General features: G+C 62.3%; 14 protein-coding genes. 2 read left to right on the top strand and 12 right to left on the bottom strand.

The genetic code is table 11. The features are described 5' to 3' along the window. Positions 1–7 precede the first annotated feature (7 nt). From AB4O05_RS15065 to AB4O05_RS15030, 8 genes are all read right to left on the bottom strand, one after another. Entirely contained in the window at positions 8–967 is a 960-nt protein-coding gene (locus tag AB4O05_RS15065; protein ID WP_460136820.1) for a PDR/VanB family oxidoreductase, read from the bottom strand. A gap of 49 nt (positions 968–1,016) precedes the next feature. Further along, entirely contained in the window at positions 1,017–1,757 is a 741-nt protein-coding gene (locus AB4O05_RS15060) for an SDR family NAD(P)-dependent oxidoreductase (RefSeq protein WP_460136821.1), read from the bottom strand. Positions 1,758–1,768: 11 nt separating this feature from the next. Next, positions 1,769–2,245, bottom strand: coding sequence for an aromatic-ring-hydroxylating dioxygenase subunit beta (locus AB4O05_RS15055; protein ID WP_460136822.1), 477 nt, complete (start codon positions 2,243–2,245; stop codon positions 1,769–1,771). Positions 2,246–2,260: 15 nt separating this feature from the next. Beyond that, positions 2,261–3,535 (bottom strand): aromatic ring-hydroxylating oxygenase subunit alpha, encoded by a 1,275-nt coding sequence (locus AB4O05_RS15050; protein WP_460136823.1) that lies wholly within the window; start codon positions 3,533–3,535, stop codon positions 2,261–2,263. A gap of 19 nt (positions 3,536–3,554) precedes the next feature. Next, positions 3,555–3,917 (bottom strand): IacB protein, encoded by a 363-nt coding sequence (locus AB4O05_RS15045; RefSeq protein ID WP_460136824.1) that lies wholly within the window; start codon positions 3,915–3,917, stop codon positions 3,555–3,557. Between the two features lie 17 nt (positions 3,918–3,934). Then, positions 3,935–5,107, bottom strand: coding sequence for an indole-3-acetate monooxygenase (iacA, locus tag AB4O05_RS15040; protein ID WP_460136825.1), 1,173 nt, complete (start codon positions 5,105–5,107; stop codon positions 3,935–3,937). Between the two features lie 462 nt (positions 5,108–5,569). Continuing rightward, entirely contained in the window at positions 5,570–6,100 is a 531-nt protein-coding gene (locus AB4O05_RS15035; protein WP_460136826.1) for a nuclear transport factor 2 family protein, read from the bottom strand. A 7-nt stretch (positions 6,101–6,107) separates the two neighbouring features. Then, positions 6,108–7,232, bottom strand: coding sequence for an amidase (locus AB4O05_RS15030; protein ID WP_460136827.1), 1,125 nt, complete (start codon positions 7,230–7,232; stop codon positions 6,108–6,110). 205 nt (positions 7,233–7,437) lie between these two features. Between AB4O05_RS15030 and AB4O05_RS15025 the strand changes: the two genes are divergently transcribed. Both AB4O05_RS15025 and AB4O05_RS15020 read left to right on the top strand, forming a co-directional pair. Then, entirely contained in the window at positions 7,438–7,914 is a 477-nt protein-coding gene (locus AB4O05_RS15025; RefSeq protein WP_460136828.1) for a MarR family winged helix-turn-helix transcriptional regulator, read from the top strand. A 153-nt stretch (positions 7,915–8,067) separates the two neighbouring features. Further along, on the top strand, positions 8,068–9,552 hold the full coding sequence (locus AB4O05_RS15020; RefSeq protein ID WP_460136829.1) for an aldehyde dehydrogenase family protein: 1,485 nt from the start codon (positions 8,068–8,070) through the stop codon (positions 9,550–9,552). Between the two features lie 40 nt (positions 9,553–9,592). On the opposite strand, the gene feaR is transcribed toward AB4O05_RS15020, so the two are convergent. The 4 genes from feaR to AB4O05_RS15000 all read right to left on the bottom strand — a co-directional run bounded on the left by feaR (position 9,593) and on the right by AB4O05_RS15000 (position 14,310). Continuing rightward, complete coding sequence (gene feaR / locus AB4O05_RS15015) at positions 9,593–10,492, bottom strand: transcriptional regulator FeaR (protein ID WP_460137578.1); 900 nt, start codon at positions 10,490–10,492, stop codon at positions 9,593–9,595. A 289-nt stretch (positions 10,493–10,781) separates the two neighbouring features. After that, complete coding sequence (locus AB4O05_RS15010; protein WP_460136830.1) at positions 10,782–11,993, bottom strand: MFS transporter; 1,212 nt, start codon at positions 11,991–11,993, stop codon at positions 10,782–10,784. Positions 11,994–12,268: 275 nt separating this feature from the next. Beyond that, on the bottom strand, positions 12,269–13,465 hold the full coding sequence (locus tag AB4O05_RS15005; RefSeq protein ID WP_460136831.1) for a multidrug effflux MFS transporter: 1,197 nt from the start codon (positions 13,463–13,465) through the stop codon (positions 12,269–12,271). Beyond that, on the bottom strand, positions 13,462–14,310 hold the full coding sequence (locus AB4O05_RS15000) for an alpha/beta fold hydrolase (protein WP_460136832.1): 849 nt from the start codon (positions 14,308–14,310) through the stop codon (positions 13,462–13,464). The genes AB4O05_RS15005 and AB4O05_RS15000 overlap by 4 nt, the downstream gene beginning before the upstream one ends. Positions 14,311–14,348: the final 38 nt, after the last annotated feature.

The raw sequence follows: 14,348 nt of genomic DNA, 5'->3' as shown, positions 1-14,348 counted from the left end.
GTTCCCCTTAGATATCCAGCACGAGTTTTTTGGATTTGGCTCGTGAACAGCACACTAGAATTTGATCGTTGCCGGCCTTCTCATCGTCCGTGAGGTACACGTCACGATGGTCCGGCTCACCTTCGAGCACGTCGCACAGGCAGGTCCCGCACACACCCTGCTCGCAGGAAATCTCGATCTTGATACCCACCTGCGCCAGTGCGGCGAGAATGCTCTGCCCTTCGGCCACCTGGACGGTCTTGCCACTACGGGCGGCCACCACTTCGAAACTGCCACCCGAGCTGTCCACATCCACCTGGAAATACTCCTTGTGGATATGCGCCTCGGTATAGCCCTGGTCGCGGGCGCCCTGGATCACCCAGTCCATGAACCCGGCGGGGCCGCAGGTGTACAGGTGCACGCCGGCCTCGCCACGGCCCAGCACCTTGGTCAGGTCGAGCTTTTGTTCAGCGCCTTCATCATCGAAGTGGGTGAACACCTGCGCGGCAAACGGCGCGCCGGCCAGTTCCGCCAGAAACGCACTGCGATTGCGCTCACGCCCGCAATAGTGCAGCTCGAAGGTCTGGCCGGCCGCGTGCAGCGCATAGGCCATGGCGATCATCGGCGTGATGCCGATCCCGCCGCCCAGCAGCAGCGAACGCCGCGCCTCGGCCGCCAGCGGGAACAGATTGCGCGGCGCGCTGATCTGCACCTCGCGGCCTTCGAGCAGGGTGTCGTGCACCCCGACCGATCCGCCACGCGAGGCCGGGTCCTTGAGCACGCCCAAGCGATACAGGCTCGAGTCGGCGGGGTTGCTGCACAGCGAGTACTGGCGCACCAGCCCGGGGCCGATATGGATATCCACGTGGGCACCGGCATCGAATACCGGCAGCGGCGCGCCGTCGCGCCGGGTCAGGTCCAGAACGACAACGCCGTCCCCTTGCAGCTCGCGCTTGCGCACGACTACGTCCAACAATTCTTCAGTCATGGCGTTATTCCATGGAGTTCGCGAAGGCCGCCGTGGCGGCCGGTATCAGTCAGCGCATGAACAGGCCGCCGTTCACGTCCCAGGTGGCCCCGGTGGTGAAATAGGCTTCAGGCCGTGCCAACTGCACAATCAGGTCACCCAGAAAATCCGCATCACCCAGACGCTGCACCGGAATATTGGCCAGCAGGCCCGGCAAGCGTTCCGGCGGTATCGCCGCGCGCACCGCCGCCGACTCGATCGGGCCCGGGGCAATGGCGTTCACCGTGACCCCGCGTGCGGCAAATTCCTTGGCGAAGACCTTGGTCAAGGTCACGATGCCGCCCTTGCTCGCGGCATAATGCGCGCCGGTCGCGGTGCCGCCGTTCTGCCCGGCCAGGGACGCCATGTTGATGATGCGCCCGTAGCCGGTTTCGGCCATGTACGCGCCCAGCACCTGGCACCCCAGGAACACGCTGCGCAGGTTCAGCCCCACTACGGCGTCGAATTCCTCGGGGCTGATCTGCATCAGCGGCGTGGTCTTGGTCACCGCGGCGTTATTGACCACCACATGCAGCGCGCCAAAACGCGCCAGCACCTGGTCCAGGCCAGCCTCGAAATCGGCCTTGCTGCCCGCGTCCAATTGCAAGGCAAGGCTGCGCTCGCCACTGGGGTCCAGGTGTTGGGCGCAGGCGTGTGCGGCCTCAAGCCTGATGTCGGTGATAACCACCGAGTACCCCGCCCGCAGCAGGCTGGCGCAGAAATGCTGCCCCAGGCCCTGCCCCGCCCCCGTTACCAATGCGATCTGGCTCATGTCGGCGCTCCTTAAAGGATGTAGCCGATACCGGCGAGGGCATCGTCACTGTTGATAAGGCTGACCACTTTGCGCTGGATCTTGAACCCCGTGTCGCAGCGGATCAGCTCGTAGGTGAGGTCGGCGCTGTAGAACTTCAGGCTTTCCTTGCGGAACTCACGCACGTTCTGTGCACAGCGCACGGTAACGGACTGGCCGTCATCGCTCAGCACCCGAAAGCGCGATTGCATACGCACCGTGCGTGGCTGCGGGCTGGTGGAAATCGACTCGCCGCCGATCAGGCGTTGCACGCGCAGTTCACGCATATGATGGTCGTCGTAGGCGTAATTGAGCGTGTTCTCGAAGTCGGTTTCCCTGGGGTCGATGGGAATGATGTAGGTACCTTTGTCGGTCCACATCTTCAACCAGCTGGCGTATTCACCGTGGTCGAGCATGTCGCCTTCCTGCCAGATGAAAGCGGTTACTTCTTGCAGCAATTGCAGGTTCATAAGGTTCTCCACAGGTCAGGCCGACATCATCTTCTTCCACTGCTGGTACGCAGCGCGCATGCCGGTCTCGGCACTCACGTCAGACACCCGCCCGTCTTCACTGGGTTGCTCGCCGGGCAGGCCGCGATTGAGCATGATCCACAGGTCTTCACCGGCGCTGGCGCCCTTCTGCACGCGCTCCCAGGCCTCCGAATCGTCCGGGGTGCCGAAGCCCATCGGGCCCTGAAAGTGCTCATGCAGGCGCAGGCGATAACGGTTGGCCACGGCCGGCCCGCCGTCCATGGTGATCACCGAGTGGTGGATTTCGGTCTCGGTCACCGAGATCGGTTGCAGTACCCGGAAGAACGCCATCGAGCAGGCGACGTTAGGGAACAGGTTGAGGTTGAAGCCGGTCCCCCCCACCGCACGCACGATCCGGCGCACCTGTTGCTCTTCGATGCCTTCGTCACGCAGCTCGGCTGCCAACGCCATGAAGCGCTCGGGGATCGGCTTGTCCAGGTCGGCTTCGAGGTCGATCAGGTCGGGGATCATCACCATCACGCTATGGCCGTTGCCCAGGTCTTCGACGTAACCGGGGCCCTTGACGAAATCGAACAGCTCCAGGGTCTGCTCGTCCACCGACGACAGGAAGCTCTTGTGCACCAACGGAAAGTGGTAGGCGTCGGTGGTGTTTTCCAACTGGATCTTCCAGTTGCCGGGGAAGCGGAAACGGTGTTCGCCCGGTACCTTGATGCCGTAGCCGGCGCCCTGTTTCATGAACAGGTCCATCCATTTCTTCGCTGCGCCGAGGTAGTCCTCCAGCGGTTCGATGTCGTCCTTGAAGGTGGCGAAGATCATGCCGGCATAGCTTTCGGTGCGCAGGCTGACCAGCGGCAGCTCGGCCTTATCGATGCAGTCGCCATAGCTTTCCGGGTGCGGAATGCCGCGCAGCGAACCGTCCAACGCGTAACCCCAGCCGTGGTACGGGCAGACAAAACTGTTGGTCTTGCCTTTCTTGTGTTCACACACCGTGGCGCCACGGTGACGGCAACGGTTGAGCAGCACGTGCACGTCTTTCTTGCGATCACGCACCACAATCACCGGCTGCTTGCCGATGTAGGTGGTCTTGTAGCTGCCGTTATCGGGGATCTCGCTGGCGTGGGCCACCCAGATCCAGGTGCTGTAGAAAATCTTCTCCAGCTCCGCGTCGAACAGTTGCTCATCGGTGTACATCGAGGTGTGGACGCGGTCGGCCTGCACCAGGTCGGCGGGGTCGACGGCAAGGTTTACAGCGGGAATCAGCTTGGTCATGGGAATGTCCTCGTCGGCATCAGGTACGCTGAATGATCAGCTCGCGCCCAACCCGGGCTTCAACCTTGGTGTAGCGCCACAACTTGTACGGGCCATCGCCCACGGGCGTGCTGCGGAACAGGTTGCACGCGGCATGCACGGTCTCGATATCCGGCACATCGGCCAGCAGGTAGGTGGTCCACGGGAAACCGTCGGAAGGCCCGACCATGCTCTGGTCGTCATCCATGTTGCCCAGGACCTTGACCCCGGCGAGGTCGTGGATGCCGTTCCACATGGCGCTGAACGCTGCCCACACCTGCAGCTGCTCGTCGCGCGCGGCATCGAAAAAATTCTGGTTGATGCCCATGCAGAACAGCACGCGCAAGGTCTTTTTATCGCTCATTTTGGTTTTCTCGACGGTTAGAGGTAGCCGGGCAAAGGCTGTTTGCCGAAGAACATGGCTCCGGCGTTCTGATAGGTGATGTCACCCATGAAGGCGTGCTGGGTCACCACCTGGGCGTCGTTGACGCAGCGCGCCAGCGGGCTGTCGTTGTACACGCCGCTCATGCCCGAGAGCATCTGCGCGGTCCGCGCCACATCCGCGGCAACCCGGGTGGCATGGGTCGACGACAGGCGCAACAGGTTGATCGCGGCCACGGGCACGGTATCGCCGGCCAGAACATAGTCCCAGGCACGGTCGATGGATTCGTAGAAGAACGCCCGCGCGGCGCGCAGGCTGGCTTCCGCCCGGGCAATGTCGACCTGGGCCAGGGGCCGATCGGCAATCGCCGGGGCGCCGGTGACCGAGGCACGACCGCAGGCCATGTCGCCCAGGGCATCGAGTGCCGCACGCGCGACACCCAGGCCAACCACCGAAAGCACTTGGGTGGCGAATGACAGCGACGGGTAGCGGAAGAATGGCTCGTCCAGGTTCGGCAGGCCGCCGCGCACGAAGGTCCACTCCTCGTCGACCCGCACATTCTCGGCCACCAGGTCATGGCTGCCGGTGCCGAGCAAACCGACGGTGTCCCAGGTTTCTTCGATCCGGATCGCGCTGCGCGGCATCACCGCTATACGCGGCAGGCCGAAGGTGTCGCCGTTTTTCGGGGCGATGCCGACACCGACGATGTCCGCGCCCAGGGAGCCGCTGGAGTACTTCCAGCGGCCATTGACCACAAAGCCGCCCTTGACCACTTCAGCCGGCTGCGGCGGGAAGATACCGCCGGCGAACACCCGGTCGGGACCGTCGGCATACACCTTGGCGATGCTGTCGAGCGGCAGTGCGGCGAGGTACACCGGGCTCATGCCGAAACTGGCGACCCAGCCGGCGGAACCATCGGCCTGTGAAATGCGCTCGATCACCTGGCAGAACTCGGCGGGCGAACACTCCAGGCCACCAAAGCGTTTGGGCACCAGGGCCCGGTAAATACCGTGCTGTTTGAAGGCCTCGATCACATCCGACGAGATATGGCGCTGACGGTCGAACTCACCGGCACGGGCACGCTCACGCACATCGTCAAGCAACACATCGAACGTGGGGCCATCGGCAAGCGAACTCACCGCACCCACCGCTGGTTTTTTTAGCGAATGCATACATTTACTCCGTTGTCAGGAACGGTATTGGGCTGGGCAGGAAATCAGTGTCGGGCTGAGACGGGGCGCGGGACGAGCGGGATGGATCGGCATAGTGGTTACCTTTGTTTTTGTGGGTGCCGTTGCAGCGAATTTGATCTCGATTACGTGAATTGTCAATTGATTTATCATGCTAAAAAACACCACTAATCACGTAAAAATAACGCAAAAGAACAAGATAAAAACAAACTATCTATTTGTTTTTATTGAATAAATACTCAAACATCCACTCTTAAAAACCTTCGATAAACATTGGTAGTTATTTATTTTTTAATCGTCAAAAAATATGAGAGCGGGCTTGCTCGCGAGGGCGGTGTATCAAGCCAACATGAGTCGACTGACACTGCGCTTTCGCGAGCAAGCCCGCTCCCACATGGGATCTGCGTTGCTTTGGAGAGAGGGGTTATGCGTGAGCGCTTGGGGTCACTGCGCAGCAGGCTGGGGCACCGGTAGCTCGGCGTCACTGTTCCACGCCTGCACCGGACGGCCGAACAGGTTTTCGGTCTGGAAATGCGCCATGCGCCACTGCCCCTCTTCTTCAGCGAAACGCACGGTCAGGCGGGCGGCATTGAGATGGGAAGCGCCGCTGGCGAAGGTGGACGTTTGCAACATCACCCAACGGCCGATGACCGCTTCGTCTCGCACCTCGATCAGTTCGCTGGTGAGGAAGTGCACATTGAGGGCAAAGTGCGCCGGCGTTTTCATGTAGCCGGCGAACATCGCCGCAATGGCTTCGCGCCCGCGATAGCCGCCGAAACTCTTGGCGTACTTGGCGCCCTTGCCCTCCCACACTGCGTCATGGGTAAACAGCCCGGCCAGTTCGTCGAGGGGCGTGTGCGCATCGAGGGCGTCACACAGCACCATGTAGCGGTTCATGCAGGCGCGGGCGCTGTCCTGGATTTCAAAACGGCGCAGGCGTTGTTCAAGGTCGGCGCGCGGGATGGCTGTGCTCATGCTCATGTCACCCCTCATGCCCGGCATACAGACGCTCAAGCAAGCGGCCGGCGATAGCCAGCAGTTGCTCATCGGCGCCCTTGGCCCCCACCAGTTGCAGGCCCACCGGCAACCCCTCGGCGCTGGCCAACGGCATGCTCAGCGCCGGGTGGCCCGACAGGTTGAACGGTCGCACGAACGCGGTCATGCCCAGCACCGCCTGGGTATCGGTCGCGTCGGCGAGGGTCAAGGGGAAGTCCGGCATGGTCGGCAGCACCAGCACGTCGACCTGCTGCAATGCCGCGTCGACCTCAGCGGTGAACTGTGTGCGCACCCGCTCGGCCTCGGCCAGCGCCGCCGCCGTGGTGTTGCCGGCGGCGGCCAGGCGAGCGGCGATGTCGGCGCCCACTTTGCCGGTGCCCAGCAAGTGCCCGCAGGCATCGAAGGTCTCGCGGTTGATCACCACCATGCCGGCGTCATAGGCCGCCTTGAGGCTGGGCAACGTGATGGGCTGGCTGGGCAGCCGGCTGGCGGCGATGGCGGCGGCGATCACGCGCTGTACGGCAGCGCCGGCCTGCACCGTCACGATGCCCAGGCGCGGTGCATCCGGTGCCGGTGCGGGCTTGAAGGTTGCGTCGATCATCTGCATGGCCGTGACCAGCATCGGCAGGCTTGCGGCAAACGGGCCAACGCAGTCGAGGCTACTGTGCGTCGGCATCACGCCACGGCGGCTGACCCGCCCGAACGTCGGTTTGAACCCGAACACCCCACAGCAACACGCCGGGATGCGCACCGAGCCCCCGGTGTCGGTGCCCAGGGAAAAATCCGCCAGCCCGGCCGCCACGGCAGCCGCCGAACCACTGGACGAGCCGCCGGGAATACGCCCGGGAAACCGCGGGTTGGGCGCGGTACCGGTCCAGTGATTGATGCCCGTGGTGCCGAACGCCAGTTCATGCAGACTGGTCTTGGCCACCAGGCGGCAACCCTTGTCCAGCAGGGCCTGCACCACATCGGCGTGAGCCGTGGCGGGTGCGGCGTCAGCCAGTGCCCGGCTCGAGGCGCGCGTTGGCAGGCCGGCCACATCGAGGGTGTCCTTGACCATCACGGTCGGCCCATTGCCGCCAAGGGAAAGCTGTTCAATCACCAGGGTCATGTCACGTCACCTTCAGTGCAAATGCGAAATGGGGACGCGCGATGCGCCCTTTCCTTTTTTTCACACTCACCGAATTTTACGTGAATTGTCAATCAAATTTCAGCAGCTCCCTGCGACGATCACCCGCACTGCCTGCGCGTCATTAATCGCGCCGAAATCACGAGAAAAGTCTATGATTACTCGCCTCCTCTGACCTGAGCACGCCATGACTTCCAGCAAAAAAACCACAAACCGCTACGACCCCGGCAGCGAAAACTTTCACAAGGAAGACTTTCCGTTCTACTGGCTGGCCATGGTGCACGGCCGCTACAGCCAGTACATGGAAAAGGCGCTGAAGAAAATCGGCCTGGATATCCCGCGTTGGCGCGTGCTGCTCATCCTCAAGGAGAACGGCCAGTCAAGCATTTCCGAGATTTCCACCCACGCGATCGCCAAGCTGTCGACCATCACCAAGACGGTCTATCGCATGAAGGAAGACGGCCTGGTGGATACCGCACCCTGCGAGGACGACGGCCGGGTCACCCAGGTGCGGATCACCGCCGAGGGCCGCGCAGCGATCGAGCGCATCCAGGCAGCGACCAGCGACGTCTTCAAACGCAGCTTCGCCGGCATGACGCAAGCACAGATCCAACGCCTGAGCCGCCTGCTCGAAACGGTGTTCGATAACCTCGGCGAACCTTAGGCCGGCCCGTGCCCCAGCCCGTCAGGCATATCCAAGTCCCAGGCAGGCTCGAACAAGCAGACAGACGCGCATCCGTTTTTAATGCAAAGGTCTTTCGAGCGCCCACCGCCACAATCGGCCCGGGCGCGACAAACCCTTCGTTGGAGCGCCGCCATGCACATTGCCTTACTGCCCTCAGTCTCTGCCTTCCTGGGCCGCGACCATTCCAACTTCATCGATGGTGCTGTGCAGATCAGCGCGTCCATCCAGCGCATCCCCCTGGTCGACCCCGCTACCGGCGAGACCATCGCGCACCTGCGTGACGCTCAGGCCGAGGATGTAAACCTGGCCGTCGACAGCGCCGCCGCAGCCTTCAAGGGCGCTTGGGCCCAGGTCACGCCCTACCAGCGTGGCGTGCTGCTCAATCGCCTGGCTGACCTGATCGAGGCCAACGGTGAAGAGCTGGCGCAATTGGAAACCGTGAGCTCCGGCAAATCGATCAATTTGTCGCGGCATATTGAGGTGGGCCAGAGCGCGGTGTTCCTGCGGTACTTCGCCGGCTGGGCAACCAAGATCGGGGGCCAGACCATGACCCCTTCGTTCCCCTCGATGGACGGCGAGCAGTACAGCGCCTATACCTTGCGCGAGCCGGTGGGCGTAGTGGCGGCCATCGTGCCCTGGAACTTCTCGTTGATGATCGGCGTATGGAAGCTGGGCGCCGCGCTGACCACCGGCTGCACGGTGGTATTCAAGCCCAGCGAATACACACCGTTGTCCCTGCTGCGCCTGGCTGAACTGGCGATCGAAGCCGGGATTCCGCCAGGCGTGATCAACGTGGTCAACGGCCGCGGCCAGGTTGGTCGGCAGTTGATCGAACACCCTGGCGTGCGCAAGGTGTCGTTCACCGGTTCGGTGCCCACCGGCATTGCTGTGGGCAAGGCCGCCATGGCCGCCGACCTGACCCGTGTCACCCTGGAACTGGGGGGCAAGAATGCCGCTGCGCTGCTGGCCGACGCCAATGTCGATGACGCCGTGGCGCGCTTCGTGCAGTCGGCCTATGTGCACCAGGGCCAGGTGTGCGCATCGCCCGAGCGCTTGTACGTGCACCGCTCCATTGTCGAGCCCGTGACGCAGAAGATGGCAGCGATGTTGTCGCAGATGGTCATTGGCTCGCCCCTGGATGAACACGCCCAGTTCGGACCGCTGTCGAACAAGCCGCACTTCGACAAAATCCTCGGCTTTTTCGAGCGCGCCCTGCGCGGCAACCAGGTGGTGTGCGGTGCGCGCGCCGTGGACCGCGCGGGTTACTACGTGGAGCCGACGCTGATCGTGGCCAGCGGCAAAGACGACCCGCTGCTGCATGAAGAAACCTTCGGCCCGGTGGTGTGTGTGCTGGCGTTCGATGATGAAGAAGAACTGGTCGAACTGATGAACGACAGCCCGTTCGGCCTCACCGCCAGCATCTGGACCAACGACCTGTCCAAGGCCCTGCGCCTGATCCCGCGTATCGAAGCGGGCACGGTGTGGGTCAACATGCACACGTTCGTCGACCCCAGCGTGCCATTTGGCGGGATGAAGGCTTCGGGTGTTGGCCGCGAATTCGGCAGTGCGTTTATCGACGATTACACCGAACTGAAATCCGTGATCATCCGCTACTGAAAGGCCTCGATAGCGCCGCTGTCCGCATCGGCGCGCAGGGTCAGTGCCCCCGGTTTCTGTAGAGGCTGGGTGTGAGGCCCATCTGTTTCTTGAACGTTTTGGAAAAATGCGCCGAGTCGGCGAACCCCCAGTAGCTGCCGATCTCGGTAATTGAGCGATGCGCGCAAACGGGGTCACGAAGATCCTGCGCGGCCTTCAACAGCCGCTCACGCAGGATGTAACGGCAAACACTATCGCCACTCGCCTCGAACAGCCTGTAGAGCTGACGGCTGGAAATGCCCAGCTCTTCGGACAGCGACGCAGGCGACAACCGCGCAGAGTCAAGCCTTTGCTGAATGACTGATTGCACTTCATGCAACTGCCATCCCGGCGAGTGGTCGCTCGCACGATACTCCAGCACCGACTCAAGCAAGGCCACCAAGGCCTTTTCCACGCCAGCACCATCCTGCGGGCACGACCACTGAGCCAGCTCGCCTCCAGCGACTTGACGCACCAGCGTGCCAAGCAGTTGGCCACAGACCCCCGTGGTCGACAGCTTGTCGAAGCGATTGCGGTCCAGGCCTTTGAACAACTCACGCGGAAAAGGAATCGAGACATGGGAGAACAACCCTTTGGGTGTCATTTTCACCGCGTCAGTGAAGTCGAGCAAAGCGAGGTCGCCTGCCCGCAGGTCAACGACCCGGTCGCCCAACTCAATGGCCATCGAACCCTGCTGCTGTAACACAAGGAAACACCTGGCCGATAAATCGCGCGCGCTTGACCGCCCTGCCTTGGCAATCACATTGGCATTGCTGCGAATGTGGGCAACAGCCGTGCTACCCACCTGGGTTTGCTTCATTTCCCCAATGAAAAGGCTCTGACAGTGGTCATAGCGCGTTTCGAAACGACCGCAGGCCGCGCGTACACGTTCGTTCCACGCCGACAATGCTTGACCACTCATAGATATCCTCCTCGATGCACGCCCAGAATTAGTGCGCTTTTCACGTGATTCCGGTAACAAAACAAAACACTTGAAAAAGATAGGCACAGAGCGGGCCAACTTGCGACAAAATCGCCCTTTTTGCTCACGGCGGTGCAGAACAACGTGCAGGTCGAAGGCCCGTCCCAGGCGCACCTGCCGATGCCGCGCAGGTACCTGCACGGCATCGAGATGTCTATCGGTAGGTGACTACGCCACCGCCAGCGAACGCCTGGCGGCGTTCATCCAGGGTAGCGGCCAGTGGCGGGCTTCACAGCCTGGAAAGGACTGCGGCGTCTGAATCCTGGGTGAGCTTGAACGCGAGCTCAGCTCTCAACACAGCGGCACCATAGACGGCCAGGGTCACCAGCGAACAGCCACCCGAGAACACCAATACCGCGGAGTAGCCGAATTCCTCGATCAGGAACCCACCCATGGCCGGTCCGAATGCCGCACCGAGGGACAGGCACAGCGCACCCAGCGCAACGAGCTTGCCCGACAGGTCAAACTCAGCCATCACGCCAAAGGTGTATGCCAGCACGAAGCTGATCGAAAACAGAAAGCAGATAGCCCCTGCAACATAGGTGGTAAGCGAAGAGAACTGCGCCAGCGCCACCAGCCCCAGCAGCTCCGCCAGGATGATCACGGCCATCGGCATGAAGCGCCCCACCTTCAGGCCAATCGCCGACGCGATGAAGCCACCGCCTGCATTGATCAAAAAGCCTAATGCCAGCACCATCCCGATGGTATCGGAGGTCAGGCCGGTCTTTTTCCCCATGAGTTCAAGGAACGCCCACACCGACATGATGCCGGTCAGGAAAACCAGGCTGGCAACCAGACTCAACCACACGATGGCGCGACTCTCGGCGCTGGCAATCAGCACAGCAGTATCGGACGCATCCAGTTGACGCGCGCTACGGCGCGGGACCCAGGGCAATGGCAGGATGCCCATCACCACCATGGCAATGGCGACAGTGATCAGCATGCCTTCAAAGCCCCAGACCGGCGCCACCGCCACCGGCAGCACGATGAGCAGGAAGGCGCCCGGCACGGTCTCGATCCCCAGCTTGAAACCAAACGCGCGTTCAGGCTGCGAACTGTCACCGAAAATCGTCATGGCCAGCGCATACAAAGCGCCTGTCCCGGCGCCCGCCAAGGCCATGATCACCAGCAGCATTTCATAGGAAGGGTCACGCAAGACAAACAACACTGCACCCACCACCAGCGCCGACGACAGTGCCGAAATAACCCGCCAACTGAGCCGGTGAATCCACAGCAAGGACGCCAGCCCGAACGCACCGAACCCCAGGTTCATGGCCATGGCGAGGTTGCCCAGTTGCTGTTCGCCGAGCCCGAAACGCTCCGCAAACGCACCAAACAGCACGGGTAGCACATTCAATAACAGCGCACCTGCGCCCGAGACCAGCCCTGCACACAGGTAAACGGATATTTTATCGATCGGATTTTTTTTTGTAGTTTTCATTTAGGTATCCCGGCTTGATAAACAGAAGCTCACGCTTGCTTAACGACGGCCTACGCTAGGCATTGAGTTGGCGAGAAACCTTGCCCACAGGACCACGCAGTCACGGTTGCCAGCCCAGGATGCACCGCTGACCAATATTGCATTGGCCGCGCAATGCGCATCCGAACGACACCGCCCTGCTTATCGCGCCCACAGTGTGTAGCGGATCGGCATGGCGGGCATGTCCAATATCGCCGGATTTTTGGTCAAGGCTGACAACTCACCCGCCGGCGGTCTTAAGACTGCACGGCGACCGCACGGACCGGCACGCGAAGAGTGACGGCATAGGCGAGCAGACACCCCACGCCGCAACACCCCACCACCAGACACATCGGCCACGCCGTGCCATCGGCCAGGTAGCTGACCCACAGGCTGGCCAGCGCTCCGGTGGCGAACTGCACCGAGATCCCCAGCGCGACGGTCGCCCCGGCCTGGCGTGGAAACAGCGCCATCAGGCTGGCCGTGCAATTGGCGCCAAGCAGGCCGGTCACGCCCATGTAAAGCACCATGCAACCCACAATGCTCGCCAGCCCGCCCCATTCGGTCAGCCCCACGACCATCAGCGCCACCCCTGCCCCGCCCGCCAATACGGCGCCCATGCCGAGCATGCGTTGCGGACCGTAGTGCCCGACCCAGCGCGCATTGATGAAGGTCACCAGGATGATGCCCAGGATGTTCAATGCGAACAACGCGCTGAATACCCGTGGCGACGCGCCGAAGTATTCGACATACACAAAAGGCGAGGCCGTGATAAAGGCAAAAATGCCGCCAAACGCCAGTGACATGCACAGGATCAGCGCCACCGCCTTGGGTTGCCGGGCGATGGCGAGGTAAGCCGCAAAGGCCGCTCCCACCGTCGCGCCACGCGCCTGCACCGGCAGGCTCTCCTTCAAGCTCAGCGCGACCAGCAACAGGCACAGGCTGGAAAGGATGAACAAGGCGGCAAAAATCGTGCGCCAGCCGTGGATCAGCACCAGCCAGGTGCCCATCATCGGTGCAACCAGCGTCGCTATCATCGTCAACAGGTGCATCCATGACAGCACCTTGGCCGCCTGCACCAGGCCCACCACATCCCTGGCAACGGTACGCGCCAGCACCAAGGCACCCGCCCCGCCCAACGCCTGGACAAAGCGCCAGGCAATCAATTGCTCGACGCTGCCGGCAAACAGGCAACCCAGGGTCGCCACCCCATACAACGCCAGGCTGCCCAGCAGCAGCGGACGACGACCATAGCGATCCGACAGCGGACCATAGAACAGCATGCCCAGGCACAGCCCGGCGAGGAAGGCGCTGATGGTGTGTTGCACTTGCGCCGTACTGCTCGACAGGTCATCGGCGATCTGCGGCAGGCTGGGCAGGTAAGTGTCGATCGAAAAAGGCACGAAAGCCGTCAGTGATGACAGCAGTGCGATCAGACGCGCCCGCGCCTTCATCGCCCCGCAATCGCGAGACTGTCAAGAAACTCGACGACCAGGCGGTTGAAGGTTTCGCCCTGATCGTCGTGCACATAGTGGCTGGCGTCCGCGACTTCTACCGTGCGCACCTGCGCATTGCTGTCGCGCATGGCCTGCAGTGTCGCGGCCGGCAAAAAGTCAGAACGCATGCCGCGAATGAACAACGTCGGGCAATCCAGGGCCCTGACCGCCGGCCACAGGTCGGTCGGTTCAATGCTCAGGCGCGCCTCGGCGATGCCCTGCTGATCGTGGCGCCAGGTGATCGCGCCCGCGCTTTCCTGCATCGAATGCGCCAACCGCGACGCCAGGCCCTGTTCCGACAAGCCAGGCCGCGACGCCTGCCAGAACGCGCGTGCCGCCTCCCAAGTGTCGAAACGCAAAGGCGTCTGGTTCATCTCGCGACGAATGCGCGCCGCACCGTCGCCCTGGCTTGAAGAGCCGGGCCCGATGTCTTCGATGATCAAGCCAAGCAGGCGCCCTGGGTTCTGCCGTGCGTACTCCAACGCATTGGCGCCACCCAACGAATGCCCCAGCAACACGAACCGCTGCAAGCCAACATGCTCGACAAAGTCTTGCAGGTCCTCCACGTAGGACTGCGTGTGATAGCTGGCGGACGGCGCCCAATCACTCAGCCCGCGACCACGCTGGTCCAGGGCATGGATGTAATAGCCATCGCCCAGCGCCTCTACCAGAGACTCCCAGGTCTGGGCATAAGCGCGCAAACCATGCAGCAGCACCAAGGGCGTACCGCTCGGGTCGCCCCAGCGTAGAAAATGCAGACGCAAGCCTGCACGATTGGTGAAAAAAATACTGTCTGGTGACATTGCCTGGCTCCGCCGCTCAGTGAAGGAAAAACACCGCT

This window comes from Pseudomonas sp. S1_G07, from assembly GCF_054668565.1.
This window is presented reverse-complemented; position numbering and strand designations above follow the sequence as displayed.

Excerpts from the sequence above, each read along its gene's own strand:
- AB4O05_RS15065 (WP_460136820.1), bottom strand. The coding sequence starts at position 967 with ATGACTGAAGAATTGTTGGACGTAGTCGTGCGCAAGCGCGAGCTGCAA.
- AB4O05_RS15060 (WP_460136821.1), bottom strand. The coding sequence starts at position 1,757 with ATGAGCCAGATCGCATTGGTAACGGGGGCGGGGCAGGGCCTGGGGCAG.
- AB4O05_RS15055 (WP_460136822.1), bottom strand. The coding sequence starts at position 2,245 with ATGAACCTGCAATTGCTGCAAGAAGTAACCGCTTTCATCTGGCAGGAA.
- AB4O05_RS15050 (WP_460136823.1), bottom strand. The coding sequence starts at position 3,535 with ATGACCAAGCTGATTCCCGCTGTAAACCTTGCCGTCGACCCCGCCGAC.
- AB4O05_RS15045 (WP_460136824.1), bottom strand. The coding sequence starts at position 3,917 with ATGAGCGATAAAAAGACCTTGCGCGTGCTGTTCTGCATGGGCATCAAC.
- iacA (WP_460136825.1), bottom strand. The coding sequence starts at position 5,107 with ATGCATTCGCTAAAAAAACCAGCGGTGGGTGCGGTGAGTTCGCTTGCC.
- AB4O05_RS15035 (WP_460136826.1), bottom strand. The coding sequence starts at position 6,100 with ATGAGCACAGCCATCCCGCGCGCCGACCTTGAACAACGCCTGCGCCGT.
- AB4O05_RS15030 (WP_460136827.1), bottom strand. The coding sequence starts at position 7,232 with ATGACCCTGGTGATTGAACAGCTTTCCCTTGGCGGCAATGGGCCGACC.
- AB4O05_RS15025 (WP_460136828.1), top strand. The coding sequence starts at position 7,438 with ATGACTTCCAGCAAAAAAACCACAAACCGCTACGACCCCGGCAGCGAA.
- AB4O05_RS15020 (WP_460136829.1), top strand. The coding sequence starts at position 8,068 with ATGCACATTGCCTTACTGCCCTCAGTCTCTGCCTTCCTGGGCCGCGAC.
- feaR (WP_460137578.1), bottom strand. The coding sequence starts at position 10,492 with ATGAGTGGTCAAGCATTGTCGGCGTGGAACGAACGTGTACGCGCGGCC.
- AB4O05_RS15010 (WP_460136830.1), bottom strand. The coding sequence starts at position 11,993 with ATGAAAACTACAAAAAAAAATCCGATCGATAAAATATCCGTTTACCTG.
- AB4O05_RS15005 (WP_460136831.1), bottom strand. The coding sequence starts at position 13,465 with ATGAAGGCGCGGGCGCGTCTGATCGCACTGCTGTCATCACTGACGGCT.
- AB4O05_RS15000 (WP_460136832.1), bottom strand. The coding sequence starts at position 14,310 with ATGTCACCAGACAGTATTTTTTTCACCAATCGTGCAGGCTTGCGTCTG.